25 protein-coding genes are annotated in these 26861 nt (G+C 66.8%); 15 read left to right on the plus strand and 10 right to left on the minus strand.

Annotation, left to right across the window (positions count from 1 at the left end; all coding sequences use genetic code 11):
• Window positions 1–41 precede the first annotated feature (41 nt).
• A complete protein-coding gene (gene argJ, locus KBY97_RS06130; RefSeq protein ID WP_255145812.1) occupies window positions 42–1295 on the plus strand; it encodes a bifunctional glutamate N-acetyltransferase/amino-acid acetyltransferase ArgJ in 1254 nt (417 codons plus the stop codon).
• A gap of 69 nt (window positions 1296–1364) precedes the next feature.
• The gene (locus tag KBY97_RS06135; RefSeq protein WP_255145813.1) at window positions 1365–4202 is read left to right on the plus strand and encodes a cyclic nucleotide-binding domain-containing protein; all 2838 of its coding nucleotides are present in this window, start codon (window positions 1365–1367) and stop codon (window positions 4200–4202) included.
• A 30-nt stretch (window positions 4203–4232) separates the two neighbouring features.
• On the opposite strand, the gene gltS is transcribed toward KBY97_RS06135, so the two are convergent.
• The 6 genes from gltS to KBY97_RS06165 all read right to left on the minus strand — a co-directional run bounded on the left by gltS (window position 4233) and on the right by KBY97_RS06165 (window position 9162).
• A complete protein-coding gene (gene gltS / locus KBY97_RS06140) occupies window positions 4233–5423 on the minus strand; it encodes a sodium/glutamate symporter (protein ID WP_255145814.1) in 1191 nt (396 codons plus the stop codon).
• A 44-nt stretch (window positions 5424–5467) separates the two neighbouring features.
• On the minus strand, window positions 5468–5926 hold the full coding sequence (locus KBY97_RS06145) for a hypothetical protein (protein WP_255145815.1): 459 nt from the start codon (window positions 5924–5926) through the stop codon (window positions 5468–5470).
• A 269-nt stretch (window positions 5927–6195) separates the two neighbouring features.
• On the minus strand, window positions 6196–7200 hold the full coding sequence (locus tag KBY97_RS06150) for an AI-2E family transporter (RefSeq protein ID WP_255145816.1): 1005 nt from the start codon (window positions 7198–7200) through the stop codon (window positions 6196–6198).
• Window positions 7197–8183 carry a glutaminase A gene (glsA, locus tag KBY97_RS06155; protein WP_255145817.1) on the minus strand — a complete coding sequence of 329 codons (987 nt, stop codon included), beginning with the start codon at window positions 8181–8183 and terminating at the stop codon, window positions 7197–7199. Before glsA ends, KBY97_RS06150 begins: the two co-directional genes overlap by 4 nt.
• 41 nt (window positions 8184–8224) lie before the next feature.
• On the minus strand, window positions 8225–8989 hold the full coding sequence (locus KBY97_RS06160; RefSeq protein WP_255145818.1) for a 20S proteasome subunit A/B: 765 nt from the start codon (window positions 8987–8989) through the stop codon (window positions 8225–8227).
• A 29-nt stretch (window positions 8990–9018) separates the two neighbouring features.
• Window positions 9019–9162 carry a hypothetical protein gene (locus KBY97_RS06165; protein ID WP_255145819.1) on the minus strand — a complete coding sequence of 48 codons (144 nt, stop codon included), beginning with the start codon at window positions 9160–9162 and terminating at the stop codon, window positions 9019–9021.
• Window positions 9163–9171: 9 nt separating this feature from the next.
• Here KBY97_RS06165 and KBY97_RS06170 point away from each other — a divergent pair, with 9 nt between their 5' ends.
• Genes KBY97_RS06170 through KBY97_RS06180 form a run of 3 tightly spaced genes read left to right on the plus strand, consistent with a single transcriptional unit; the run spans window position 9172 to window position 11728 of the window.
• A complete protein-coding gene (locus KBY97_RS06170; RefSeq protein WP_255145820.1) occupies window positions 9172–9672 on the plus strand; it encodes a hypothetical protein in 501 nt (166 codons plus the stop codon).
• A 32-nt stretch (window positions 9673–9704) separates the two neighbouring features.
• Window positions 9705–10049 carry a hypothetical protein gene (locus KBY97_RS06175; protein ID WP_255145821.1) on the plus strand — a complete coding sequence of 115 codons (345 nt, stop codon included), beginning with the start codon at window positions 9705–9707 and terminating at the stop codon, window positions 10047–10049.
• Window positions 10049–11728, plus strand: coding sequence for an AarF/ABC1/UbiB kinase family protein (locus KBY97_RS06180; RefSeq protein WP_255145822.1), 1680 nt, complete (start codon window positions 10049–10051; stop codon window positions 11726–11728). Before KBY97_RS06175 ends, KBY97_RS06180 begins: the two co-directional genes overlap by 1 nt.
• A gap of 243 nt (window positions 11729–11971) precedes the next feature.
• Here the strand turns inward: KBY97_RS06180 and KBY97_RS06185 are convergent, their stop codons facing one another.
• The 3 genes from KBY97_RS06185 to eno form a co-directional block, all read right to left on the minus strand.
• On the minus strand, window positions 11972–12958 hold the full coding sequence (locus KBY97_RS06185; RefSeq protein WP_255145823.1) for a hypothetical protein: 987 nt from the start codon (window positions 12956–12958) through the stop codon (window positions 11972–11974).
• A 768-nt stretch (window positions 12959–13726) separates the two neighbouring features.
• Complete coding sequence (locus KBY97_RS06190; RefSeq protein ID WP_255145824.1) at window positions 13727–14743, minus strand: hypothetical protein; 1017 nt, start codon at window positions 14741–14743, stop codon at window positions 13727–13729.
• Window positions 14744–14944: 201 nt separating this feature from the next.
• Window positions 14945–16240 carry a phosphopyruvate hydratase gene (eno, locus tag KBY97_RS06195; protein ID WP_255145825.1) on the minus strand — a complete coding sequence of 432 codons (1296 nt, stop codon included), beginning with the start codon at window positions 16238–16240 and terminating at the stop codon, window positions 14945–14947.
• A gap of 147 nt (window positions 16241–16387) precedes the next feature.
• Between eno and gloA the strand changes: the two genes are divergently transcribed.
• The 8 genes from gloA to rplL all read left to right on the plus strand — a co-directional run bounded on the left by gloA (window position 16388) and on the right by rplL (window position 23711).
• Complete coding sequence (gene gloA, locus KBY97_RS06200; protein WP_255145826.1) at window positions 16388–16828, plus strand: lactoylglutathione lyase; 441 nt, start codon at window positions 16388–16390, stop codon at window positions 16826–16828.
• Complete coding sequence (locus tag KBY97_RS06205) at window positions 16815–19868, plus strand: ATP-dependent Clp protease ATP-binding subunit (protein ID WP_255145827.1); 3054 nt, start codon at window positions 16815–16817, stop codon at window positions 19866–19868. The genes gloA and KBY97_RS06205 overlap by 14 nt, the downstream gene beginning before the upstream one ends.
• A 47-nt stretch (window positions 19869–19915) precedes the next feature.
• Entirely contained in the window at window positions 19916–20167 is a 252-nt protein-coding gene (gene secE, locus KBY97_RS06210) for a preprotein translocase subunit SecE (protein ID WP_399217383.1), read from the plus strand.
• Window positions 20168–20362: 195 nt separating this feature from the next.
• Window positions 20363–20959: a transcription termination/antitermination protein NusG gene (gene nusG / locus KBY97_RS06215; protein ID WP_255145949.1), complete on the plus strand. Its 597-nt coding sequence runs from the start codon at window positions 20363–20365 to the stop codon at window positions 20957–20959.
• Between the two features lie 184 nt (window positions 20960–21143).
• Window positions 21144–21569: a 50S ribosomal protein L11 gene (rplK, locus tag KBY97_RS06220; protein WP_255145828.1), complete on the plus strand. Its 426-nt coding sequence runs from the start codon at window positions 21144–21146 to the stop codon at window positions 21567–21569.
• A gap of 147 nt (window positions 21570–21716) precedes the next feature.
• Entirely contained in the window at window positions 21717–22424 is a 708-nt protein-coding gene (gene rplA, locus KBY97_RS06225; RefSeq protein WP_255145829.1) for a 50S ribosomal protein L1, read from the plus strand.
• Window positions 22425–22731: 307 nt separating this feature from the next.
• Window positions 22732–23259, plus strand: a complete 528-nt coding sequence (gene rplJ, locus KBY97_RS06230; RefSeq protein WP_255145830.1) for a 50S ribosomal protein L10 — start codon at window positions 22732–22734, stop codon at window positions 23257–23259.
• Window positions 23260–23327: 68 nt separating this feature from the next.
• Window positions 23328–23711 (plus strand): 50S ribosomal protein L7/L12, encoded by a 384-nt coding sequence (gene rplL / locus KBY97_RS06235; RefSeq protein WP_255145831.1) that lies wholly within the window; start codon window positions 23328–23330, stop codon window positions 23709–23711.
• Between the two features lie 375 nt (window positions 23712–24086).
• On the opposite strand, the gene KBY97_RS06240 is transcribed toward rplL, so the two are convergent.
• Window positions 24087–24809: a DUF3747 domain-containing protein gene (locus KBY97_RS06240; RefSeq protein WP_255145832.1), complete on the minus strand. Its 723-nt coding sequence runs from the start codon at window positions 24807–24809 to the stop codon at window positions 24087–24089.
• Between the two features lie 62 nt (window positions 24810–24871).
• Between KBY97_RS06240 and KBY97_RS06245 the strand changes: the two genes are divergently transcribed.
• Window positions 24872–25585, plus strand: a complete 714-nt coding sequence (locus tag KBY97_RS06245; RefSeq protein ID WP_255145833.1) for a ribonuclease H — start codon at window positions 24872–24874, stop codon at window positions 25583–25585.
• The gene (locus KBY97_RS06250) at window positions 25585–26775 is read left to right on the plus strand and encodes a quinone-dependent dihydroorotate dehydrogenase (protein ID WP_255145834.1); all 1191 of its coding nucleotides are present in this window, start codon (window positions 25585–25587) and stop codon (window positions 26773–26775) included. The genes KBY97_RS06245 and KBY97_RS06250 overlap by 1 nt, the downstream gene beginning before the upstream one ends.
• The last annotated feature ends 86 nt before the right edge of the window (window positions 26776–26861 follow it).

Genomic DNA, 26861 nt, shown 5'->3' on the forward strand with positions numbered 1-26861 from the left:
CCCCGCCCCCCGAAGATGGCAGCAGCAGCTGCCGGCGCCCCATGACCCCCATCCCCGCCCCCTGGCTGCCCGTGCCGGGTGGTCTCACCGCCCCCAGCGGCTTCCTGGCGGCCGGCAGCACCGCCGGGCTGAAGGCCTCCGGCAAGCCCGATCTCTCCCTGCTGCTGGCCCCGGCAGGGGCGGTGTGCGCCGGCAGCTTCACCACCAACCGGGTGCGCGCCGCCTGCGTGGATCTCTGTGAGCAGCGGCTGGCGGCCAGCGGCGGCCGGGCGCGCGCCGTGCTCACCAATTCAGGCCAGGCCAATGCCTGCACCGGCGAGCGCGGCCTGGCCGACAGCCTCACCGCCACCGCCGCCCTCGCCGCCCGGCTGGAGCTGGCGCCGGAGCAGGTGCTGATCTGCTCCACCGGGGTGATCGGCGTGCCGATCCCGATGCCCACCCTGCTGGCGGGCCTCAATCCGCTGGTGGCGGCCCTCAGCCCCGAGGGGGGCGCCGCCGCCGCCACGGCGATCCTCACCACCGATCTGGTCGACAAGCAGATCGCCCTGGAGGCCCACCTGGGCGGCCGCACCGTGCGCCTCGGCGGCATGGCCAAGGGCTCGGGCATGATCCACCCGGCCATGGCCACCATGCTGGGCTACCTCAGCTGCGATGCCGGTGTGCCGGCGGAGCTGTGGCGGGGCATGGTGCAGCGTGCGGTCGACCGCTCCTTCAATGCGATCACGGTGGACGGCGACACCAGCACCAACGACACGTTCCTGGCCTTTGCCGCCGGTGAACCCCTGAGCCCCGAGCACTTCGAGGCGCTGGAGGCCGGCCTCATGGCGGTGTCGCAACACCTGGCCCGCGCCATTGCCCGTGACGGCGAAGGGGCCACCTGCCTGATCGAGGTGCAGGTGGAAGGGGCCGCCACCGAGGCTGGCGCCCGCGCCATTGCCCGCACCGTCTGTGGCTCGTCGCTGGTGAAGTGCGCCATCCACGGCCGTGATCCCAACTGGGGCAGGATCGTGGCCGCCGCCGGCCGCGCCGGCGTGCCCTTCGATCCCGAGGCGGTGGCGCTCTGGCTGGGGGAGCACCAGCTGATGGCCGCCGGCCAGCCCCTGCCCTTCGATCGCCCCGCCGCCAGCACCTATCTGCGCGCCTGCGCCGCCGGCACCTATCTCGGTGGCCCGGGCCCTGCGGGCGACACCGTGGCCATCCGGCTGCTGGTGGGCGACGGCCCGGGCCAGGGCCTGGCCTGGGGCTGCGACCTCTCGGATCAATATGTGCGCATCAACGCCGACTACACCACCTGATTCCCATGGACCTCAGTGGGTGGCGCGAATGTTTGATCGCTAAGGTCAGCCCACCGATTTCAGGGCCCGATGGCGATTCAGCTGCGTGAATCCCGGATGCATGTCATCCGCTGGATTCTCACCACCGGCTGGTTGTTGATCATCGCCTCTCTGTTCTACGACCCCTGGAGCGCCGCGCTCACCGAACCAGGCCACCCCTGGAGCCCCTTGCGCCTGCGTGAGGCCTGCGTGCCGGTGCAGGACCGTTGCCTGGTGGAGCAGCCCTATCCGCTGGGCACCACGCTCTTCTGGGGGGCGGTGGTGCCGTCGGGGATCTTCATCCTGCTGGTGTTCGGCCATGAGCTGTGGCGGCGCATCTGCCCCCTCTCCTTCCTCTCCCAGATCCCCCGCGCCCTGGGCCTGCAACGCCAGATCGCCAGGGTCAATCCCCGCACCGGCGAGCGCCGGCTCCAGCTGGCCAAGGTACCCGCCGATTCCTGGCTGGCCCGCCACTATTCCGCGGTGCAGTTCGGCTGGCTGTTTGCGGGCCTTTGCGGCCGCCTGTTCTTCTTCAACGCCGACCGCCTGGTGCTGGCCGCCTGGCTGCTGGGCACGATCGGGGTGGCGATGGCGGTGGGTTGGTTATACGGCGGCAAGGCCTGGTGCCAGTACTTCTGCCCGATGGCGCCGGTGCAGAGCGTGTTCTCCGCCCCCTCGGGGCTGCTGGGCAGCAAGGCCCACCTGAGTGCGCAGCCGATCACCCAGTCGATGTGCCGCACCGCGCTGCCCGATGGCAGCGAGCAGAGCGCCTGCGTGGCCTGCCAGCAGCCCTGCATCGACATCGACGCCGAGCGCATGTACTGGGCCCGCATCCCCACACCGGCCTTCGCCTTCGAGCGTTATGGCTACGTGGGTCTGGTGCTGGGCTACTTCCTCTATTCCTATCTCTATGCCGGCAACTGGGACTATTACTTCTCCGGGATCTGGGTCCGCCAGAGCGACCAGCTCGCCAACCTGTTCAGCCCGGGCCTGTTCCTGTTCGGCCGCGCGATCGCCATTCCCCGTCTGGTGGCGGTGCCCCTGGTGCTGGGGGTGTTCACCTGGCTGGGGCTGGTAGGGGGGCGCTGGATCGAAGCCTGGGCGCGCCGCCGGGAACGGCGCCTTGCCGCCCGCACCGGTGCCACACCGCTGCCGCCCGACCAGCTCCGCCACCGCATCTTCGTGGTGGCCACCTTCCTGGTGTTCAACGTCTTCTTCCTGTTCGCGGGCCGGCCGCTGCTGCTGTTGCTGCCGGCCTGGGTGCAATACCTCTTCGACGGCGTCCTGGTGACCCTCAGCACCCTGTGGCTGGTACAGGCCTGGCGCCGCAACCCCGAGATCTACAGCCGCGAGAACCTGGCCAGCCGCTTCCGCAAGCAACTGGAGCGGCTCCAGCTCGATGTGGGCCGTTTCCTCGATGGCCGCACCCTCGGCGACCTCAACGTCCACGAGGTGTACGTGCTGGCGAAGGTGCTGCCGGGCTTCAGCAGCGAGAAGCGCCGCGAGGCCTACAAGGGTGTGGTGCGGGAGGCGCTCGAGGAGGGCTACGTGAGCGTGGCCACCAGCCTGGAGGTGCTGCAGCAGATGCGCCTTGAGCTCGGCATCTCCGATGAGGAGCACGAGCAACTGCTCGAAGAGCTGGGAGTGGAGGACCCCACCCTGCTCGATCCCGACAACCGCCGCAGCCTGGAGGATCAGGTGCGGCTCAACGGCTACCGCAAGTCGCTTGATCGGCTGATGCGGCTGCAGAGCCTGCCCCAGGAACAGGGTGACACCAAGGCGATCCGCTCGCTGCGCCGCCGCTACGGCATCACCGCCGCGGAGGAGGAGGAGATCCTGGGGGGGCTGTCGCCGCAGGCCGGCGCCGCCCAGAAAGCCGAGGTGCTGCTGCAGCGATTGCCGGAGCTGATCGAAGCCTTCCGCGCCCTGCAGCAGCCGTCGCTGCCGGAGGCGCCGGTGGTGCGCGCCCTGCTCAGCGGGCACATCCGCCACCGCCAGCAACTGAGTCTGCGGGCGATCCTCTGGGCCCTGGTCACCCTGCAGCAGGATCCCGCCGTGCCCGCCCTGGTGGCGGATCTGCAGCAGCTCTCGCCGTTGGTGCTGCTGGAGCTGCTGGAGCAGGAGCCGTGGCAGGAGCGCCTGCCGGCGGAGGTGCTGGCGGCACTCACCCAGCCGGGCCCAGGCGCCAGTTGCTCGCTGGTGGTTCCCCTGCCGGTCACCCTGCACCACCTCGACACCCTGCTGCAGGACCGCAATCCGCTGATCCAGGCGTCCGCCCTGTTCCTGATTGCCCGACTGGATGGCCCGAAGGGCCAGTCGCAGGCCGCGGCGCTGCGCGGCGGCGCGGCCGGCTCGCTGCCGGCCAGCACGGCCGAGCGCCTGCTGGCCCTTGGAGACACCCCACCCAGCCTGGAGGCCTGCCCCGAGCTTGAAAAGCGGGTGGTCCTGGCCACCAGCGAGGCCTTCCGTGGCCTCCAGCTCGACACCATCAACGCCCTGGCGGAACTCTCGGAGCTGCGCCGTTACAGCGCCGGCGCCCTGATCACCGAAACCGGCGACACCTGCCGCGAACTGCTGCTGCTGATCGAAGGCGAAGCCCTGGTGCATTACCGCGATGGTGATGGCGATCCCAGCGGCGATGGCGCCGGCGCACGGCAGGAGCGCTTCCGGCCGGGCCAGATGCTCGATGAGCTTGAGGTGCTCACCCACAGCACCACCGAGAACACGATCGTGGCGGCACAGGACGGCACGCGCCTGCTGGCGGTGCCGGTGGATGGCTTCGATGCCCTGCTCGATCGCGACCAGGACTTCGCCAAGCGCGTGCTCGCACTGGAAACGCGTCAGCTGCAGCGCTTCATGGGCACCCTCCCTGCAGCGGTGGCCGGCTGAAGCCGAGCACCGGTCACACCCGTGGACGGATCAGCCGAACAGATTGAGGAAGCGCTGAATGATCACCGCATTGCTGATGTCCACGAAGAAACCCGACACCAGCGGCACCACGATGAACGCCCGCCGCGCTGCCCCATACTTCTGCGCCACCGCCGACATGTTCGCCATCGCCGTGGGTGTGGCCCCGAGCGAAATGCCGCCGAAACCGGCACACATCACGGCCGCTTCGTAATCGCGGCCCATCACGCGGAACACCACGAACAGGGCGAACAGGAACGACAGCACGAACTGGGCGGTGAGGATGGCGATGATCGGGCCCGCCAGCGCAGCGATGGTCCACAGCTGCAGGCTCATCAGCGACATCGTCAGAAAGATGCCCAGGGCGATGTCGGACACGATGGCCAGGGAGCGCGCCGGCGCCAGCTCGCGCACTTTCACCAACCGCGGCACGGTGTTGGTGAGAAAGATCGCGGCGAACAGGCAGCACACGAACAGGGGCAGATTGCTGCCCAGGGCCTGCAAGCCCTCAAAGAGCAGTTCACCCAGGCCCAGGCTCATGTTGAGCCAGAAGAGGGTGCGCAGCAGCGTGAAATAGGTCACCCGTTCGAGCGCGCTGCCCTCGGCGGTGGCGTCTTCCACCACGCAGGCCGGCGGCTGCAGCTTCTTGCGCTGGATCAGCAGCCGGGCGATCGGCCCGCCCATCAGCGAGGCGAGCACCAGGCCGAAGGTGGCGCAGGCCACGCCGATTTCCAGCGCATTGCTGATGCCGTGCGTTTCCGCGAAGCGCGGTGCCCAGGCGATGGCGGTGCCGTGGCCGCCCAGCAGCGACACCGAACCGCCCAGCACCCCCACCAGCGGATTCAGGCCCAGCACTGTGGCCACGCCGATGCCGGTGAGGTTCTGCAGCAGCATGAACACCACCGTGGTGGCGATCAGGATCAGCAGAGGGCGGCCGCCGGAGAGCAGCGTGCGCACATCGGCGTTGAGACCGATCGCCGCAAAGAAATAGAGCAGCAGAAAATCACGGGTGAGCAGGTTGAAGCCGATCTCAATGCCCGAAACGGCGTGAACCACCGCCAGCAGCACGCATACCAGCAGGCCACTGGTCACCGGTTCGGGAATATTGAACTCCCTCAGAAACGCCACCTTCCGGTTCAACCAGCGGCCGATGGCCAGCACCACGATGGCGATGTTGAAGGTGGCGAAGCTCTCGAATTGCATGGGGGTGGGGAAGTGGTCTCGCGAAGCTCAGCTGGGCAGGCGCTTCAGTCGCAACCCTGCACGGAGATCCGGTAGCTGAAGCCCACGGCGGCGGGCCTGGTGCTGGAGCCCACCCGGAAGTTCATCAGGTTGGTGCGCTTCCCCGGCACCGCCGGAAACGGGCCGAACTTCCGCCCGGAACCCGGTTCAAAGGTGGGCGTTTCATTCACCACCTGCAGGCTGGTGCCATCGGTGAAGCGCATGAAGGCGGCCACCGGGAAGGTGGCCCGCTCGGTGGAGGCTGAGGTGAAGAAGAACTGATAGCTGCGGAAGGGACGATCCACGATGAAATCGGTGTTCCAGTTGGTGCTGCCCAGCAGCCGATCCGGACCGATCCGCTTCGCTACCACCGGCTCGCCACTGCCGCCGAGCGGCATCAGAAAGCGGCAGCGGGCCTCGGCGCTGCTGATGCCGCTGGCGCCAGCCAGCACGGCGGTGAGCACAATCGGCGGGATCAGGCGCATCGAAACCATCGGAACAGCTCGTATCCAGGCAGCAGCATGGCAGCAGACTGCATCAGTGCGCCCCTCAGCGCCTCAAGCCAGGAACGCCTGAAGCCAGCAGCAAGGGAAGCCAGGCACACCCCGAGCCTGGAGGGATGGAAGCGAGCAGCGCCAGAGGCGAGAGGAGCGTGCGCAAGCAGCCCTTTCCGCAGCAACCCTGTACAACAAAGCGGCCCACCAAACCTGCGCGCACAAGCTGCCCACCAAACAAGCCCACCCAAGCAGCGCACCTACGCGTCGTCCGCCGGGGTAAGCGCGATGGCTTCCCGCTGCTCGCGTTCCGTATGGAGCCAGAGGCCAATCATGCCTGCGATCGGGATCGCCAGGAACACGCCCAGCAGGCCCGCGACCCGCTGACCGATGAAGAGGGAGAGAAACAGCAGCACCGGATTGAGCTCCATCGCCCGGCCCATCACCCTGGGGTGAACGATGTTGTCCTGAATCTGGCCGAGCAGCAGCGAGGCGATCAACGCCCGCAGGCCGATGTCCACGCCCTGGGAGGCGAAAACCATCACAGACACCAACACGATGCCGAGGGTGGCGCCGATGCCGGGAATCACATCAAGAACCCCCACGATCACCGCCAGGATCAGGCTGTACCTCACACCCAGCAGTGGAAAAACCACGGCCGTTGAGAGGGTCAGAAACACCATCAGCAGCAGCTGCCCGCGAATGAATCCCAGCACGCTCTGCAGAAAGGTGAAGGCAAAACGATCCCGGTGCGTTTCCGGAATCATCCGCAGAAATCCATTCCAGAGCTTTTTCCCATCGATCAGCATGTAGAGGCTGATCACCGCACTGAAAATGCCCGTGAACACCCCGGAGAACACGCTCTGCACCAACCCCAGCCCCGTCAGCAACCCCTCCTGCAGCAAGGCGGTGATGCGCTCGAACCCATAGGTTTCGAGGTAGTTGTGCAGCGGCGCCAGATCCTGCCGCTTCATGGCGCCTTGCAGATCCAGCAGCAGGCCTTGCCCTTGGTTCAATACCTGCAGGCCAATGCCGGTGACGAAGCCGACCAGGAGGATCAGGGCGCTGAGCGAAACGATGGCAATCGCCCAACCCCATGGGATGTAACGGCTGAGCCAGGTCACCGGCATGTTGAGCAGCGCCGCCACAATCGCGGCAACCGTGAACACCGCAATCGTGCCGGAAAAGTAATTGAAGATCACCACCGTCACGCCCACACAGGCCACCAGGAGGAGATAGCGCACAAGATTGGTGGTGCTGATCATTGGTGGCTCTCTGGCCTGGAGGCGAACAGGTTCAGGCCGAGGGTTTCCGAGAGAAAGCGGGCCGTGAGCTGGCCGCGCACGCTGTTGCCGGCTTCATCGAGTGGTGGCGCGTAGGTGGCCAGCCCGCCCTTGCCCGGCGCCACCGTGATCATGCCGCCGGCCACGCCGCTCTTGCCGGGCAGGCCGGTGGCGTAGAGCCAGTCGCCGGAGGTTTCGTAGAGCCCGGCGGTGACCATCACCGCCAGCACGTGCTGACAATGGATGGCATCGATCACCTGCTCCCCCGTGATCGGCTGGCGCCCACCATTGGCCAGCGTGGCCGCCATCACGGCCAGATCGGCGCTGGTGACCCGCAGCGAGCACTGCCGGGTGTAGAGATCGGTGGCCTCTTCCGGATCCCACCAGAGGCGCTGCTGGGCGCTCAGCAGGCTGGCGATGCCGGCATTGCGGCGGTTGGTGGCCAGCTCGGAGCTGTACACCTCTTCATCCACCTCCAGCGGCCGCCCGGCGAAGCGGGAGAAGCCCGCCTGAATGAAGGCCCACTTCTGCTCTGGCGTGCTGCCCGGCGCCAGGCTGGTGGCGGCGATGGCGCCGGCATTCACCATCGGATTGGAGAGCCCTTCGCTGCTGCGCTCCACCGCCAGCACGGAATTGAAGGGCAGGCCGGTGCTGTTCACCCCCAGTTTGTCGCGGGCTTCGTCTTCACCGATCGCCTGGCAGATCAGCGCGAACTGAAAGGGCTTTGAGATGCTCTGGATGCTGAAGGAGGCGCGGGAATCGCCCGCTTCGATCAGCTGCCCGCCGCAGCCCGCCACGCAGATGCCGAACTGCTCGGCATTAGCGGCGGCCAGGGCGGGGATGTAATCGGCCACCTTGCCATCGCGCACGGGCCCATAGCGCTGATGGGCCTCCAGCACCAGCGCCTCCACCACCTCGGCGGAAGGCAGATGGCCGGTGGAGATCCACTCGGAAACGGTGTGCATGGGGCGAACGGCAGGCAGGGCAGGGGAAAGAGGCGGGCGCGTCAGGCCGGGTCCTGGGACTGTTCCCAGGCAAAGCAGGGCAACCGGTGCAGGGCTTCCCGCTGGGCGCTGCTCCAGGTGTCGATCATGGCGGCCAGTTCCGGCGCCTCCGCCTCGAAGGTGGCGCGGTGGGCCACCGTGTGCTGATTGCGGGGCACGATCGCCAGCTCGAACGGCGGGCCAACAGTGAGGTTGGAGCGGTGGGTGAGCACTTCCGAGATCAGGCAGAGCCGGGCGGCATCCTCCAGCGACAGATGGGTGGAGCCCACGTTGTCGAGCGGTGGCTTGCCGTATTTCGATTCACCGATCTGGAGATAGGGGGTCTGGGGGGTGGCCATCACCGCATTCCCCTGGGGATACACCATGAACAGGCCGTGGGGCTCGCTGCCGATCTGTCCGCCCAGGATGAAGCTGGCTTCGGCACTGGTGCCCGCCTGCCGCAGGGCGGCGCGGTGTTTCTCCTGCACGGCCACACTCACCGCGCCGATGTAGGTGGCCGCTTCAAACAGGTAATGACACGAACGCAGATCCTCGCCAGCGCTGGCGAGGCTGCCGATCTCCTGATCCAGATCCCGTTGGATGTGGTTCACCACCGCCTGGGTGGTGGCGAGATTGCCGGCGGCCAGCAGCACGAACAGCCGATCGGAGGCCGGCTGGAACACATACATCTTGCTGTAGCTGGAAATGTAATCGACTCCGGCATTCGTGCGGGAATCAGACGCAAACACCAACCCTTTTTCCAGCCAGTAACCGATGCAATAGGTCACCTTGAATGGTCTGCAAGAGCATCAAAACCCTAGCGCTGAAGGTGATGGGAGCCACAGCACATCGCCACTACCACGCAGCTGCGTTCAGCGGCCTTGCCCGCCACCCCATAGCGCTCCGCCCCGCCCAGCCGTGGCGGCTCCGCACCGGCACGGTCAGGATGGGGGTCCTCCATCTGTGATCAATGACCCAGGCCGGTGCGCGCCGCAGGCCAAGACGTCCCGCCAGGGACAGCACCCCCGGCGCCCGCCCGCCGGCCCCGCCGCCCCTGCCGGGCTGGACCCTCGCGCTGGTGGCGGGGGTCACCTTTGGGCTCGGCTATGGCGTCACCGGCCGGCTGCTGGATCTGCGCCCGGATGCTGCGGCCCGCCTCGGCGAGAGCTTCGAGGTGAAGCCCACCCCCGGCACCAGCCTGGAGAGCCTGCGCATGCGCTTCGGCGCCCCCAGCGAGACGATCGACGACCTGGGCCTGCTGGAGCAGGAGCAGCGCCGCCGCGAGGAACAGGAGAAGCGGGAGGCCGCGGCGCGGGCCCAGCCGGCGCCCGTCGACCCGAACGCCAGCACCCGCGAGGAGCCTGTGCCGGAAGCACCACTGCTGCCGGCCGAGCCCCTGCCCCCTTCCGATTCGGTGATCCTGAACAGTGGGCCTCCGCCTGCTGGGGATCCCAACGGCACCACGCCCTGATCTGCCACAGTTTCGCCAATCAACGGCCCCCCATGAGCGCGCCCCAATCCATTGTTCAGGCCGCCATCAACAGGTTGGGTGCCAGGCTCGGCAGCGGTCTGGTGGAAACCGCCGCAGCCCTGGCGGTGCTTGCCCAGGAGGTGCCCGAGCGGCTGCGCCACGAATGGAGCCTCTTTCTCGAAGAAGTGGAGGCGGAAGCGGAGCGGCTGGAAACCGATCCGGCAGCTGGCGCGGCGCCGCCGCCCGGCGCTGGTGCCAGCACAGTGGAGGCCGAGACCGTGGCCACCACGGCCGGCTGGGGCACGCCCCAGGACCAGATCGATGCCCTGCGGGCCCAGGTGGCGGGTCTGTCGCGCCGCCTTGAGGACCGGCCTTGATGGGGCGCCTGCTGAAAGGGTGGCGGGGCCTGTCCCGCTCGCTGCGCATCTGGCGCGCCGTGCTGCTGCTGCTGGCGGGGCTGTGGCTGGATGGCCGGGCCTGGTCGTACCGGGGCGCGGGGCCGCCGAGCGCGGAGCACCGGGCCGCGCGTCAGCGCCAGCGCGCCCGCTGGCTCACCAACGAACTGCTCAGCCTCGGATCGGCCTTCATCAAGCTGGGCCAGCTGCTCTCGGCCCGCCCCGATGTGCTGCCCGCCGGCTGGGTGGAAGAGCTGGCGCACCTGCAGGACCGGGTGCCCGCTTTCCCCTTCACCACCGTGCAGCGGCTGCTGGAGGAGGAACTGGGCGAGCGCTGCAACGAAATCATCGATCTGGCGGAGGAACCGCTCGGCTCCGCCAGCCTGGCCCAGGTGCACCGCGCCAGCCTCCGCAGTGGCCGCCAGGTGGTGTTCAAGATCCAGCGGCCCGGGCTGGAGCGTCTGTTCCGGCTCGATCTGGAAGTGATGCAGCAGGTGGCGGCGGTGCTGCAGCGCCACCCCCGCTGGGGCCAGGGCCGCGATTGGGTGTCGATTGCCCAGGAGTGCCGGCGTGTGTTGCTGCGGGAGCTGGATTTTCGCCTCGAAGCGGAACATGCCGCCCGCTTCCGGCAGCAATTTCTGGATGATCCCGGCATCCGTATCCCAGCGGTGATCTGGGAGCTGAGCACCCGCCGGGTGCTGTGCCTCGATTATCTCCCGGGCATCAAGATCAACGATCGCTCGGCGCTGGTGGAGGCGGGCATTGATCCTGCAGCGGTGGCGGAAAAGGGCGCGGCCAGTTATCTCCAGCAGCTGGTGCGCTTCGGTTTTTTCCACGCCGATCCCCACCCCGGCAACCTGGCGGTGGCCAGCGATGGCGCGCTCATCTACTACGACTTCGGCATGATGGGCCAGCTGTCCGCCCGCCTGCGCGGGCGGCTGGGCCGCATGGTGCGGGCTGCCGCAGCCCGGGATGCCGGCGCCCTGGTGGAGGAGATGCAGGGGGCCGGTGTGATCGCTGCCGGCATCGATGCCGGCCCGGTGCGGCGCCTGGTGCGGGTGATGCTCACCGATGCGCTCACCCCGCCCTTCTCCGCCAATGTGCTGGAGAAGCTCTCCGGCGATCTCTACGACCTGGTGTATGGCCAGCCGTTCCGCTTGCCGGCGGAGCTGATCTTCGTGATGCGCGCCCTCTCCACCTTTGAGGGGGTCGGCCGCAGCCTAGACCCCGCCTTTAGCCTGGTGTCGATTGCCCGCCCTTATCTCCTCCCCCTGATGACCACCGGCGGCACTGGACCCAACGATTTCCTCGGCGAATTGAGCCGCCAGGCCGGCGAGATCGGCAGCCGTGCGCTGGGTCTACCCCGCCGCCTGGAAGACAGCCTCTCGCGCCTGGAGCAGGGCGATCTGCAGGTGCAGATGCGCGCCGGCGAAACCGACCGCATCCTGCGCCGCCTCGCCACGGCTCAGCAGGCGGCCGGTCAGTCATTCCTGCTCGGCGGCCTGGCGGTGTCGGCAGCGTTACTGGCCGCTAGCGCCCGCCCGGCCCTGGTGGCGGTGCCCCTGGTGGCGGCGTTGCCGGTCACGCTCAGCTGGCTGAAGCTGCAGGGGCGCCTCCGCCGTGATGGCCGCTTGGAGAAACTGCCGGGCGCCGGCGGCTGAACCAGCCGGCAGAGCCAGGCGAAGAGCAAGCTGCAAACACCAAGCAACCCCGAGGCACGTTCAGGCCCTTGGGCCTGCCAGATCCAATGCGATCAGGCAGCGCAGCTGCGGAGAGTTGCCAACGCGATGGAGCATCAACCTCAACAGAATAGTTGTGGTCATTCAATGGCGATCGCGGCTTTCTCGTTGGCCTCTGTGGATGCTTTCTTTGCCGGTTTTCGGCTCTTCAACCTAAGGCGAGATCTACTCAGATCGCAACGAGCTGTTGATGCGTTTGCGCAGCTTGCGGCTCCAGCCGAAGGCAACGGTGGCGCCCAACACGGGAAGAGGAGCGGGGATGCTAACAGTGGTGGCTGAATCACTGAGGTCAGCAAAACCTGCTGCGTTTGGAAGGGATCCGCCCGGTGAAACGGTGGTGAACGTCGGGCTCAAGTCGGCGGTATTCCCGTTGGTCACATCAATGGTGACCCAGTTGCCTGGATTGCCGTTGCCGTAGAGGACATCATAATTCGGGTTAAAGGCAATCTGAAGGTTGCCAATTCCCAGGCTGGCATCCAGTGGGGTGTAGGAAGCATTGATGGCAGTTTCGTTTAATATGGTTAAATTCAGCTGGAAAAAGCGCCCATCATTGATGCCGGTGCCGAGGGCTGGATTGGCATAGGAAGTTGCCGCAAAAAGAAGCCCATCGCTCGTTATGGCGATGTCTCCGAAGCTGTTTGAGTTGACGTTGCCCACAGTTTGGTCGTTGGGAACGCTGCTCAATGTGAATTGCTCAGAGTCAGCTGGGTTGAAAACTGGCGTGTTCCCTGAATAGGTGAAGCCGATGCGGTTCAGTACGTTAGATGTGCGCGTGAAGAACCATAGATCACCGTTATAAAAAGCAGCGTTTTGGGGCTGTGCCGTGAGAGAGAGTTGGGTGGCGGTTGCCACTTGTTCAATGGGTTGGTCCCGCCTCAATACCTGCAGATTGCCGTTCGGATCAAAGTAGAAAAGGCTATTGCGGACCCTGTCGACGGCTAGGCCGTTGGCAACGCCTGTGCCGGTAACCCCTGTAAAGCCCGTTGAGGTCACAAAACTGAAACTTCGAGGGAGTTGGAGGTTGACCTCATAGATATTGCCGTCGCGGCCTGCTGCGTAAATGAATTCATTGGCCTTGGCTTCGCCGCCAAGAAAGATGGTTGAAGCGCCGAGCAGCAGCCCAAGACCCAGGGAAGACCGTAAGCCCTTCATGAACCAGTGTTGAATTCTAATTATTATACCATGCAACGCTTCGCTTTGTCTCAGCCCGTCGGTGAGCGGATCGCCCCTGGTGCCCTGCCCTCTCCCCCCTGCTCCTGCCACCGGAGCTCTGGGCTCAGCCAGGGATTCTGGGAGCCAGTCGCGCCCCCATCTGAGGCTGAAGCGGCAGGTGGGGGCGCGATCAGGAGCCGATGCTTGCGGCAACCTCCACCAGCACAGCAGCAGCGTGCCGAGCACCTGGATCTGTTGAGCGTGTTGGGAGCCTTGCAGCGTGTGAACGGCGTGATGGTGTTAAAGATGGGTGTGTTGAACACTGGGCAAGAGACTTACCAGTTTCAGCGCGTTTGATTCGCTCGAAAAGACCCAGGCTCTGTTGTTCCAGAGTGCCGCGTTCTGGAGCGGGAGCCCTCTGAGGCTGGGTTGTGTGGGGCACTTGCCACCTGCCGAAATTTCCCTGGCCCTGGCCGAGAGCCTGGAGCTTGTTGTTAGGAGCAAAGTAGAAGAGGTTGTTGCGAGCCGTGTCGTTGGTTGTTGGCCAGGCCCATCGGCCACACCGGGGCCTTCCAAATCGCTAAAGCCTGTGGGAGTGAGCACGGTCGTGGTTATGGCACCAAAGTCCACCGCTTGCATCGATGTTCCCGTCGTGGCCACCGCCACAGCTGAACTGATCCTTCAATGATCAGCCTAAAAAAGCGGTGGAACCATCGGGGCCCCACCGCTTGATTTGACCTGATTCACGGTCAAGTGAAGATGGGCTGGTCAGCCGACAGAATTTGTTGACGGGAACGTGGTGTTGATGCGCTTGCGCATTTTGCGGCTCCAGCCAAAGGCGGCGGCGGCGCCAAGCAAAGGCAGGGGGCCAGGAATGGGCACATTGGTGATTGAATCGCTCAGATCAACAACCCCGGGGAATGCCCCTGGAAACTTGCCCGTCAGGGGCACAGCCATTGCTTTGGCAACTCCGGTGTGGATGTTGACGGTTAACCAGTTGCCAGTGGTGGATGCGTTGGCGAACAAGGTGCTGTAGCTGCTATCAAAGGCAGTTTGCAGGGCGCCGGCTCCGAGGTTGCCGTTGATTTGCTTGTAGCTGTGATTGAGCGCAGCAGCGCCTTTGATTGGATCCTCAGAAAGATTGGCAAGCTTGAGCCGGAAGAATCTTCCGTTGTTGTTGTAATCGTTGTTTGTTGTTGCGAAGAGATAGCCATCTTTGTGCCCGCCCGTAACGATGCTGATGTCTCCGAAGTTGTTCTTAAGAATTCCCTTGTGACCGGTGGTGTTATTGGGAACCGCAGAAAGATTGTAAGAAATTCTTCTGAGGAAGGAGGGGGTGCTGTCTTCGTAGGAGAAGCTGACACGGTTGAGCGTGACAGGGTTGATATGGGCTTTGGTGCCAGGTTCCAGACGGGAGAAGAACCAGAATTCGTTGTTGTAAAAGGCGCCGTTTTGAGGTTGAAGCTGCCCTTTGATTCCAAGGTTTGTAGGGGTGGCACCACTAACCAATGTGGGGGTGCTTGATCCCTGCTGAAGCACCCTCAGGTTGTTGTCGGGAGTGATGAAAAAGAGATTGTTGCGGACACGGTCGTTGGCAAGGGCATTGGCCGCGCCTGTGCCGTAGGGCCCAAGACCCGTGAAGCCCGTAGTGGTGAGGAATTTGGACGTGCGTGTGTGGGTATTGATTTCGTAGATGTTGCCATCGGTGCCGGCGCCGTAGAGAAAGCCGCTCGCTGAGGCCGGATTAGCCCAAGCCGCAACGGCAAATCCGGCAATGAGGGCCAAACCCGCGTAGGTGCGCCCTGCAATCCATAACTAGAAGTTGTGACCGTAGCACCGACGCTTTTAGGCAAGGCTGAGAGTTGCCTAAAGGCTTTAGCCACATTCAGTGAGGCTGGTGCTTCGGATCCGGCTGGCGTGAGCCTCTGCTGCTCCCGATGAAAGCAGCTGGCAGCGGGCCGGAAACCTGGTTCCCAGGGAGCACCCTCAGCCCCGGCCGCGCGGGCCCCGGTCTTCAGCGCCGGCGTAGATCGCCTGGCTGCCGAGTTCGTCTTCGATGCGCAGCAGGCGGTTGTATTTCGCCACCCGCTCGCTGCGGCTGAGCGAACCGGTTTTGATCTGGCCGGCCCGGGTGGCCACCGCCAGGTCGGCGATGGTGGTGTCTTCGGTTTCGCCGCTGCGGTGGCTGATCACGCTGGTGTAGCCCGCCCGCCCAGCCAGGTCGATCGCCTGCAGGGTTTCGGTGAGCGAGCCGATCTGGTTCACCTTGATCAGGATCGAATTGGCGATGCTCTGCTCGATGCCCCGCTGCAGGCGGGTGGTGTTGGTCACGAACAGGTCGTCGCCCACCAGCTGCACGCGGCTGCCCAGCCGCTGGGTGAGCAGGGCCCAGCCCTCCCAGTCGTCTTCGGCGAGGCCATCTTCGATTGACACGATCGGATAGCGGCTCACCAGCGTTTCGAGCTGATCCACCATCTCGGCGGCGCTGTAGCTGCCGCCGCCGAAGGCATAGAGGCCGTCTTTGTAGAACTCCGTACTGGCCACATCAAGGGCCAGGGAAATCTGCTCGCCCGGCTTGTAGCCGGCCTGCTCGATCGCCTGCACCAGCAGGGCACCGGCGGCGTCGTTGCTCTCCAGATCCGGCGCGAAGCCGCCTTCGTCGCCCACCGCCGTGGACAGCCCCTGGGCGCTCAGCAGGCCCTTGAGCGTGTGGAACACCTCGGCGCCCATGCGCAGCGCCTCCCGGAAGCTGGGGGCGCCGTGGGGCACCAGCATGAATTCCTGGAAATCCATGTTGTTGGCGGCATGGGCACCGCCGTTGATCACGTTCATCAGTGGCACCGGCAGCAGCGTGGCCATCGGGCCGCCCAAGTAGCGGTAGAGCGGCAGGCCCACGCCATTGGCCGCCGCCCGCGCCACCGCCAGGCTCACGGCCAGCACCGCATTGGCCCCCAGGGCCGATTTGTTGTCGCTGCCGTCGAGTTCGGCCATGGCGCCATCCACCGTGACCTGCTCCAGGGCGCTCAGCCCACACAGCACCGGGGCGATCTTTTCTTCGATGTTGGTGACGGCCTGCTGCACGCCCTTGCCGAAGTAACGGCTGCCGCCATCGCGCAGTTCATGGGCCTCATGGGCGCCGGTGCTGGCGCCGCTGGGCACGATCGCGTGGCCCTCGGCGCCGCCTTCCAGCCGCACCTCCGCTTCCACGGTGGGGGTGCCGCGGGAGTCGAGCACCTCCCGGGCAACGATGGAGTCGATCACGAGGTCGAGGGTGTCGATCACGATGGCCTCGGGGCAAACGGGTACGCGAGCGGATCTTATGGGGCACCCCCTCCCCCCGCGGCGTGCTGGTTGGCACAGCACTGGCCCTTGGCTGTGTTCGTTGTGCCTTGGCACACGGCCAGAATGGGGCAATCCCGCTCCGCGTCGATGCGTCTGCTGCACACCATGCTCCGGGTGGGCGATCTGGAGCGCTCCCTCGTTTTCTATACGGAGGTGCTGGGCATGCGCCTGCTGCGCCGCCGCGACTATCCCTCCGGCCGTTTCACCCTCGCCTTCGTCGGCTACGGCGACGAGAGCGACACCTGCGTGCTCGAACTCACCCACAACTGGGACACCAGCAGCTACGAGATCGGCAGTGGCTACGGCCACATCGCCATCGGTGTCGAAGACATCTACGGCACCTGCGCCGCCATCGCCGGCAAGGGGGGCAGCGTCGTGCGTGAGCCCGGGCCGATGAAGCACGGCAGCACCGTGATTGCCTTCGTGGCAGACCCTGACGGCTACAAGGTGGAGCTGATCCAGCGGCCCGCTGAGGCGCCAGTTGCTGAGGCTCAGGCCGCTGCGGTGGGGGCGGATGCAGCCGCCTGATCGTTACGCCGTCACGACCGCTGCTGCCTCGGCTGCCGCTGCCGCCTCGCCGCCGGCCAGCCTCACCGCCGATCCCGACCGCTTCAGCGAGGCGGCCTGGGAGCTGCTGCTGGCCGGCCAGGATCAGGCCCGCCGCTGGCGCCACGGCCAGCTGGATGTGGAACACCTGTTGCAGGTGCTCTTCCAGGACCCCCGCTATGCCACCTGGATCGATCCGCTGCCGCTGGATGCCGATCGTCTGCTCGACCGCATCGAGGCCTTCTGCGCCGATCAGCCGGGTGCTGCGGGGGAGGAGCTGTTCGTCGGCGACGCCCTCGAGGATCTGCTGGAGGCGGCCGATCGACGCCGCGCCGGCTGGGGCTCCCGCCTGATCGATGTGCCCCATCTGCTGCTGGCCCTGCTGGACGAACCCCGTCTCGGCGGCGGCCTGCTGGCCGATGAGGGCCTTAGCGAAGAACGCCTGCTGCGCCTGTTGCGGCCGGAGGCCAGCGGCGGAGCCCGTCGCCTGGCCGCCCCGTCCGCTGCCGCCTCTGCCGGCGCCGGAGCGGCTGAGGCGGAGCTGGATGCAGAGGGAGACAGGGAAGCGGACGATTGGATCGACGCCCTTCCCCCTGCGCCTGTCGCCTACCAGTCTGCCGGCCGCGCCGCGGCCCCTTCAGCCCCGGCCCCGGCTGCTGCCCGTGCTGCCGCTCCTACGGTCGCCCGCGCTGCAGCCCCCAGTGCCGCCCGGGCGATCCCTGCTGCTGGCCCTGCTTCAGGCCCGGCTCCTGGCTCAGGCCCCGATGCCGACGACCGTTCGGATGGCCTGCGGCTGGAGGCCGAGCCGCCCGCCTTGGAGCACTACGGCCGCGACCTCACCGCCGCCGCCCGCGCCGGCCTGCTCGATCCGGTGATCGGCCGCGACACCGAAATCCGCCGCCTGATCCAGGTGCTCTCGCGCCGCGGCAAGAACAATCCGGTGCTGATCGGCGAACCGGGCGTGGGCAAAACCGCCATCGCCGAGCTGCTGGCCCAGCGGATCGTGGCCGGCGAAGTGCCCGATTCGCTCAAAGGCATCCGCCTGATCGGCCTCGATCTCGGTGCCCTGATCGCCGGTGCCAAGTTCCGCGGTCAGTTCGAGGAACGGCTGCGCAGCGTGCTGGCGGAAGTGAGCGATCCCGATGCGGGCGTGGTGCTGTTCATTGACGAACTGCACACCGTGGTGAGCACCGACCGCTCCAGCGCCGACGCCGGCAGCATCCTCAAGCCGGCCCTCGCCCGCGGCGACCTGCGCTGCATCGGCGCCACCACCCCCGAGGATTACCGCCGCACGGTCGAGAAGGATCCGGCCCTCAACCGCCGCTTCCAGCAGGTGGTGATCCGGGAGCCCAACCTGGAGGTGAGCCTGGAGATCCTGCGCGGCCTCAAGGAGCGCTACGAGCTGCACCACGGCGTCACGATCACCGATGGCGCCCTGGTGGCGGCCACGCGCCTCGCCGATCGCTACATCGCCGATCGCTGCCTCCCCGACAAGGCGATCGACCTGATCGACGAGGCCGCCGCCCAGCTGCGCATGGAGGTCACCTCCAAGCCCCAGGTGGTGGAGCTGGCCGAAGCCGAGCTGCGCCGCGTGGAGCTGGCCCTGCTGGCGGCCGAGGCGGCCCCGCTGGCCGAGCGCATGCAGCGCCAGGAGGAGCGCCGCCTCGCCCTGGCCAGGCTGCAGGAGCTGCAGCACCGCTGGCAGGCGGAGCGGGAGCGGCTGGCCGAGCTGCGCGAGCTGCTCCAGCAAGACGAAGACCTGCGCCACGCCATCGCTGAAGCCGAACGCGACGGCGATCTGGAAGAGGCGGCCCGCCTGCAGTACGACCAACTCCATGGCGTGCAGCAGCGGCGCAATGCCCTGGAGGAAGAGCTGCAGAGCGCCCAGCAAGGCGGGCTGGCCCTGCTGCGCGAGCAGGTGGAGGAGGGCGACATCGCCGATGTGGTGGCCCGCTGGACCGGCATTCCCATGCAGCGGCTGCTGGCCGGCGAACGCCAGAAGCTGCTGGAACTGGAGGCGCGGCTGGGGGAACGGGTGATCGGCCAGCCCGAGGCGGTGGCGGCGGTGGCGGCGTCGATCCGCCGTGCCCGGGCCGGCATGCAGGATCCGCGCCGGCCGGTGGGCTCCTTCCTGTTCCTCGGCCCCACCGGCGTCGGCAAAACCGAGCTGGCCAAGGCGCTGGCGGCGGCGCTTTTCGATGAGGAGGAGGCCCTGGTGCGCCTCGACATGAGTGAGTTCATGGAGCGCAACGCCGTGGCCCGCCTGCTGGGGGCTCCGCCCGGCTACGTGGGCTACGAGGAAGGCGGCCAGCTCACCGAGGCGGTGCGGCGCCGGCCCTATGCCGTGCTGCTGCTCGATGAAGTGGAGAAGGCCCACCCGGAGGTGTTCAACCTGCTGCTGCAGGTGCTCGACGACGGCCGCCTCACCGATTCCCAGGGCCGCACCGTCGACTTCCGCAACACCGTGGTGGTGATGACCAGCAACCTGGCCAGCCGCGCCATCCTGGAGCGGGCCCGCGCTGGTGCCGCCGCAGCCCCCGATCCCGGCAGCCCAGATCCCGGCAGCCCTGGTGCCGCCCCGCCGGATGCCCTGGCGCTGGATGCCGCGCTCGATGCTGCGGTGGAGCGGGCGCTGGCCTCCCAGTTCCGGCCCGAATTCCTCAACCGCATCGATGAGGTGATCCGCTTCCGCCCGCTTGCCGCCACCGACCTGGCGCGCATCGTGCGCCTGCAGCTGGCCGATCTGGCCGCCCTGCTGGCGGAGCAGCACCTGCAGCTGCAGGTGGAAGACGGGGTGGTGGCCTGGCTGGCCCTGCAGGGTTACGAGCCGGAGTACGGCGCCCGGCCGCTGCGGCGCCTGCTGCGGCGCAGCGTGGAGAATCCGCTGGCCACCGAGCTGCTGGCTGACCATTTCAGCGGCGCCTGGGGTGTGCGCGTGAGCCTGGCCGATGCGGCCGAGGGTGACCCGGCGGCCCGCTTCCGCTTCACACCGCTTGACGGGCACGGCAGTGACGTCCGGTAGGGTGTCTGTTTGCCGGTTCGTGCGATCGCACCGGTGCGCAGGCCACCGTGGAATCCCCTACCCGCTCCACCACCACCTCTGAACCCTTGCCGGAGGCAGAGCCCACGCCGCCGGCAGGGGCGGTTGCCACGGGCTTTTTCCCTTCGCTGCTGGAAGAGCTGCGCAAGGTGGTCTGGCCCAGCCGCCAGCAACTGTTCAGCGAATCGGTGGCGGTGATTCTGATGGTGGGCCTGTCGGCCGCCTCGATCGCCGCGATCGATCGCCTCTTCGGCTGGCTGTCCTCCCAGATCTTCCGCTGACCCTCCCGCCGCGCACCCCCCACGCCGCCTCGTCGTCCTTCCCCCAACCCCGTGTCAGAAGCCGAACTCGCCCCTGCTGATCTCGCTGCCGCTGACCACGCAGCCACCAGCCCCGTTGCCGCCGAACTCGCTGCTGCTGATCTCGCCGCCGGTGCCCTCACGGACGGTGACGCCCTGAGCGCAGCCGACCCCGACATGACGGCAGCTCCTGAAGCCGAGACCAAGCCGCAGGTGGCCCGCTGGTATGCGATTCAGGTGGCCTCCAGCTGCGAGAAAAAGGTGAAGGCCACCCTGGAGCAGCGGGCGATCACCCTCGGCGTCAGCAACCGCATCCTTGAAATCGAGATCCCGCAAACGCCTGCCATCAAGCTCAAGAAAGACGGCAGCCGGCAGTCGACCGAGGAGAAGGTGTTTCCCGGTTATGTGCTGGTGCGCATGGTGCTCGATGAAGACACGATGATGGCGGTACGGAGCACCCCGAACGTGATCAATTTCGTGGGGGCTGAGGAGCGCCGCGCCACCGGCCGCGCCCGCGGCCACATCAAGCCCCGGCCCCTCACCCGGCCCGAGGTGGAGCGCATCTTCAAGCGCGCCGCCGAGAAGAAGCCCCTGGTGAAGGTCGACATCACCGAGGGCGATCAGATCCTCGTCACCGCCGGTCCCTTCAAGGATTTCCAGGGCGAGGTGATCGAAGTGTCGGGCGAGCGCAGCAAGCTCAAGGCCCTGCTCTCGATTTTCGGCCGGGAAACCCCGGTGGAGCTCGAGTTCGCCCAGATCAGCAAACAGAGCTGATCACCAGGGCCGCCTCCCTGCGGAGGGCGGCCCTGGGTGTGTCCGCCGCCTGCGGCGGACACACCACACCGCCGCTCCCCGCGAACGGCGATCCGCACACCTCCCCCCGGGGAGATCCGCTCCAGCCCACCGGGGCGTACGCCCCCACCTCCCGCGAGGGAGTTTCCGTTCCCCAGACCAGCCGATGGCCAAGAAAGTCGTAGCCGTGATCAAGCTGGCCCTCAATGCCGGCAAAGCCAACCCTGCACCGCCCGTGGGCCCTGCCCTCGGTCAGCACGGGGTCAACATCATGGCGTTCTGCAAGGAGTACAACGCCCGCACCCAAGACAAAGCCGGGTACGTGATCCCGGTGGAGATCTCGGTCTTCGAAGACCGCAGCTTCACCTTCATCACCAAGACCCCGCCTGCGTCGGTGCTGATCTCCAAGGCCGCTGGCATTCCCAGAGGCGCCGCCACTTCCGCCAAGGGAGAGGCCGGTGCCATCAGCCGTGCCCAGCTCGAGGAGATCGCCAAGACCAAGCTCCCCGACCTCAACACCAGCAATGTCGAGGCGGCCATGCGCATCATCGAAGGCACCGCCCGCAACATGGGCGTCGCCATCAGCGACTGAAGGCCCCTGGCCTGATCGCGCCACTGGCTGAGGCCCCTGCGCCAACTCCAGTTTCTCCGCTCCCTCCTTCTTCACCCCACCCGGGGGAGACCCAGGGCCCGGGCCTCAAGCGCCCGCCGGCTCCGTCGCCCGCACCCCAACCCCACCATGCCAAACCCTTCCAAGCGTTACGCCGCCCTGGCCGAAACGGTCAAAGACCGTGCCTATGAGCCCCTTGAGGCCCTAGAGCTCGTCAAGGCCAACGCCACCGCGAAATTCGACGAAACGATCGAGGCCCACGCCCGCCTCGGCATCGATCCCAAGTACACCGACCAACAGCTCCGCACCACGGTCGCCCTGCCGAACGGCACCGGCCAGAGCATCCGCATCGCCGTGATCGCCCGTGGCGAGAAGGTCGCCGAAGCCAAGGCCGCCGGTGCCGACCTCGCCGGTGATGAAGATCTGGTGGAAGCCATCGCCGGCGGCCAGATCGATTTCGACCTGCTGATCGCCACCCCGGACATGATGCCCAAAGTGGCCAAGCTGGGCCGGGTGCTCGGCCCGCGCGGCCTGATGCCGAACCCCAAGGCCGGCACCGTGGCCACTGATCTGGCGGCGGCGATCAACGAGTTCAAGGCGGGCAAGCTGGAGTTCCGCGCCGACCGCACCGGCATCGTGCACGTGCGCTTCGGCAAGGCCAGCTTCAGCGTCGAGAAACTGCTGGAGAACCTCAAGGCCCTGCAGGAAGTGATCGACCGCCAGAAACCCAGCGGCGCCAAAGGACGCTACTGGAAGAGCCTCTACCTCACCTCCACGATGGGCCCGTCGGTGCAGGTGGATGTCACCCTGCTGCAGGACATCAAGCGCGACAGCTGAGCGGCAGCGGCCCGGAACCAGTGCTGATGCCGGTGTAGGCTGAACAACTGGCTTGTCCAGAGGGCACGCGCCCAACCCAAGACAGCAGGTGATCGATCGAGCTTCCGGGAGTTTCTCCTGTGGCCCGTTTGTTCATAAGTCCTGCCGAGGTGCTCGCGGAAGGTTTGGCACTCCGGTTTTCGGTGGTGCGAATCGTCAGGCGGCCTCGTCGCGCCCCCGTTTGAAACGGGAGCGGGTCCGTCACTACCCAGTGGAGGGCTTCAGGGGCCGCGGGCCCAGCTTGTTCCCACCGATTCGTTCCACTCCTATGGGCCGCAAACTGGAGAGCAAGCAACAGATCGTCGAAGAGCTCAAGGGGCTCCTCGGTGCATCGGAAATGGCACTGGTCCTTGATTTCAAGGGCCTGTCGATCAAGGAGATGACCGACCTGCGCACCCGCCTGCGGGCCAGCAACGGCATCTGCAAGGTGACCAAAAACACCTTGATGCGCCGAGCGATCGATGGAAACAGTGCCTGGTCGGAACTTGATTCCCTGCTCACCGGCACCAACGCCTTCGTCCTGATCAAGGGCGATGTCGGCACAGCCGTCAAGGCCGTTCAGTCCTTCCAGAAGGACACCAAGAAGTCGGAAGTGAAAGGAGGCCTTTTCGAAGGCAAGCTTCTTTCCCAGAACGACGTCAAGGCCATCGGTGAGCTGCCCTCCAAGGAGGTGCTGCTGGCGCAGATCGCAGGCGCGATCAACGCCGTGGCCACCAAGTTGGCTGTAAGCATCAACGAAGTTCCGTCCGGTCTTGCCCGAGCGCTCAAGCAGCACGCCGAATCCGGCGAAGGCTGACCGCCGACTGCGGCGAATCTTTGATTCGTTCGCTCCCCATTCCCCCGATCTGTTGCTGATTCCCAACCATGTCCGCTACCACTGACTCCATCCTCGAGTCGCTCAAAACCCTCTCCCTGCTGGAAGCTTCCGAGCTCGTCAAGCAGATCGAAGAAGCCTTCGGCGTTTCCGCCGCTGCTTCCGCCGGCGCCGTGATGATGGCGGCTCCTGCCGCTGCCGCTGAAGCCGTCGAGGAGCAAACCGAATTCGATGCCGTGCTCGACGGCTTCGATGCTGCTTCCAAGATCAAGGTGCTCAAGGCCGTCCGTGAAGTCACGGGCCTCGGCCTCGGCGAAGCCAAGGCTCTCGTCGAAGCGGCTCCCAAGGCCATCAAGGAAGGCGTCTCCAAAGACGAAGCCGAAGCCATCAAGAAGGCCATCGAAGACGTGGGCGGCAAGGTCACCGTCAAGTGATCGCCGGGGGCGGCCCCACGGCTGCCCCACCCCACCGGCTTCCGGCCTTTACTGGCCAAAAGCCAGCCCCCGAGGCTGGCTTTTTTGTGGGCGCGAAACGTTGGCCGCCCCTGCGCCAGCGGTTGGCCGCCCCTGCGGCAGTGAGGCCATCAAGGCAAAAAAAAGCCCCGCCGAAGGCAGGGCTTTAGAGGTGGGACGTTTCAGGGAGTCTGTCCTTGTTTCGACCCTTGAAGGTCGTCCCTCACCCCTCACACCCCCGAACCATAACGTTGTTGGAAGGGGGGAGCTGGCGGGATGGGTCGCTGGTTCAACTGTCACCGCCGCTTTGCTGCCAACCGCTGCCAGGTGCCTTGCCATTCCCTGCCATCGGCGCGCTCACTCCACGAACGGCACCACCTGCAGAGCGATCGGCCCATCGGTCGCTTCGTAGGAGGGGCTGCTGGTATCCCTGCGGCCCAGCGGTGGCCGCTCGCGGACTTGCAGCAGGCGTTGCCGGCGCGCCACGGCGGAACCACCCTCCGCTTGGGTGGCCCTTGCCAGTAGTTCCTCCAGGGGGGTGCCGTTGGCGAAATACATGTGGCTCAAGGTGCGGTTGCCGAACGCACGGCGGCTGAGCTGCCAGTCGGGTTCCAGCGTGATCGCCACGAATGCGTCCCGGTCGCGCTGCGGCACCGTGGCCCGCCCCACCACCAGCACGGCGGTTTCCATGGGGGTCATGGCCTGCAGCTGGAGTTCCTGGCCCACCTGCCGCAGCCGCAGCCGGTAGCTGCTGGCCAGATCTTGGTCGGCAATGCGCAGGGAATAGCCGTTGCTGTCCAGGTAGCGGCTGCAGATGCCGCTGAAATCGAAACGGTTGAGCGAGGGGTCCACCAGGCCGTCCGGGCGCTGCTCCCAGCACAGCGGCCGGGGGGCCAGCTGCTCAAGCACCAGCAGCGACCAGTCGGCTGAGCCCACCGGCTTGGCCAGCACCGCAAAACGTGACCCATCCACCGGCACGCTGTTGAACACGCCCTTTGCCAGGGCGCCGGAGCCCCTGAGCGCGGGCCCGGCCGCCATCGCCAGGCCAAGTCCTGCCAGGGCCAGGTAAGTTCGCTTCATGGTGGTTGGCGTCCTGGCCGCAGAAAGAACCAATGTTTACCGAACTTTTTGCCTGACGCCTAGTGGGTGCTGAGCCAAAACGGGTAGTGGCAGCGGCCTGCGATGGCGCTTGCAGTGGCAACCCTGGCCCTGGGGGCTGGGGCGCTCTGCTGCGCTTTGAAGACGGCAGCGTGATTGAACTAGGCGGGGCGGATCCGGCCACCACGAACAACCGCATGGAGCTGACGGGCGCCCTGGCGGTGCTGGAGCGCCTGCGGGAGTTGCCGCGCCATCCGGATCTGCGCCTGCGCACCGACAGTCGCTACCTGATCGATGGATTGCAGCGCTGGATGGCCGGCTGGAAGCGCAAGGGCTGGCGCACCGCCTCGGGGGGGCCGGTGCTCAACAAAGATCTCTGGGAGGCGCTGGACCGGGCACGCTTGCCGGATGTGCCGCTCGTGCACGTGCGCGGCCACAGCGGTGACCCCGACAACGACCGCTGCGACGTGATCGCCGTGGCCTTTTCCCGCGGCGGCCGGCCAGCGCTCGCCGCCCCTGATGCGGTGGCTCCCGCGCCCGACGATGACCCCGCGCCACCGGCGCTGACCGCCCTGCTCAGCCGCCTGGAACTGGCGGATCGCCTGGCCGAAGGCGGGTTTACCCTCTCGGCAGCCGAGCTGGCCCAGCTGGTGGATCTTCCCCTTGCCCGGCTGGCGGAGCGCCCCGGTGACTGGGTGTGGCGGGATTGGCACGTCCGCTCGCTCGATCCCAGCCGCTGGCGCCTGGAGCGTCGTTGATGGAACCCGCCATGACCTCGGTCCCGCCCATGTCCAGCACCGAAGCGCTCTACCGGCGCTGGGTCGGTCCCCTGCTGGCCCGCGACGACGGCGCCGACGCCGAGCAGCTCACCCAGCTCACGCTCACCGCCCTGGGGCTGGCCTCCCGGCGCCGGCACTGGCCGCTGGTGTCCGGCAGCCTGGCGGGCCTGGGGGCGGAATTGCAGCGGCCGGATCTGCGCCTGGAGCAGACCCTCTTCGGCTGCCGCTTCAGCAACCCGGTGGGCCTGGCGGCCGGCTTCGACAAGAACGCTGTGGCGGCGGGCATCTGGCATCTGTTCGGCTTCGGTTCCGCCGAACTCGGCACGATCACCTGGCACGGCCAGCCTGGCAATCCGCGCCCCCGCCTGTTCCGCCTTTCGCAGGAGCGGGCGGCCCTGAACCGGATGGGCTTCAACAACAACGGCGCCGTGGCCGCCAAGCGCACGCTGGAAGATCAGCAGCTGCCTCCTGCCGGCCAGCGGCCTGCCGTGCTCGGCCTCAACCTGGGCAAATCCAGGATCACCTCGCTCGAGCGCGCCCCCGACGACTACGCCTCGACGCTGGAGCTGCTGGCACCGCTGGCGGATTACGCGGTGATCAACGTGAGCTCGCCGAACACCCCTGGCCTGCGGGATCTGCAGGATGCCACCCAGTTGCGGCGGCTGGTGGAGCGGTTGCGCCGCCTGCCCGGTTGCCCGCCCTTGCTGGTGAAGATCGCTCCCGATCTGGAAGACGACGCCATCGACACGATCGCCCGGCTGGCGTATCAGGAGGGTCTGGCGGGGGTGATCGCCGTGAACACCAGCTTGAACCGTCTGGGGCTGGAGACCCGCCGGCTCGCCCAGACCGGCCGCACCCTGGAGGAGGAGGCCGGTGGCCTGAGCGGTGCTCCGCTGCGGGGCCGGGCGCTGGAGGTGTTGCGGCGGCTGCGGGCCACGGCCGGTCCTGCCCTGCCGTTGGTGGGGGTGGGCGGCATCGACTCGCCTGAATCCGCCTGGGAGCGCATCACGGCGGGGGCGTCCTTGATCCAGCTGTACACCGGCTGGATCTACGCAGGCCCCGCCCTGGTGCCCACCATTCTCGAAGGCCTCCAGCAGCAGCTCGACCGTCACGGCTGTCGCCACATCGGTGAAGCGGTGGGCAGCGGTTTGCCTTTCCTGCGCGGATAGGGGCGGGTTGAGTGCAACTGCGAGGGGCACCAGATACGATTCGGCCACCTTCCCCTCGCCAATCTTGGTTCTCGCTGGCTTGCAAG

The sequence above is a fragment of the Synechococcus sp. ATX 2A4 genome (genome assembly GCF_024346375.1).
In the GTDB taxonomy this organism is placed as follows: domain Bacteria; phylum Cyanobacteriota; class Cyanobacteriia; order PCC-6307; family Cyanobiaceae; genus MW101C3.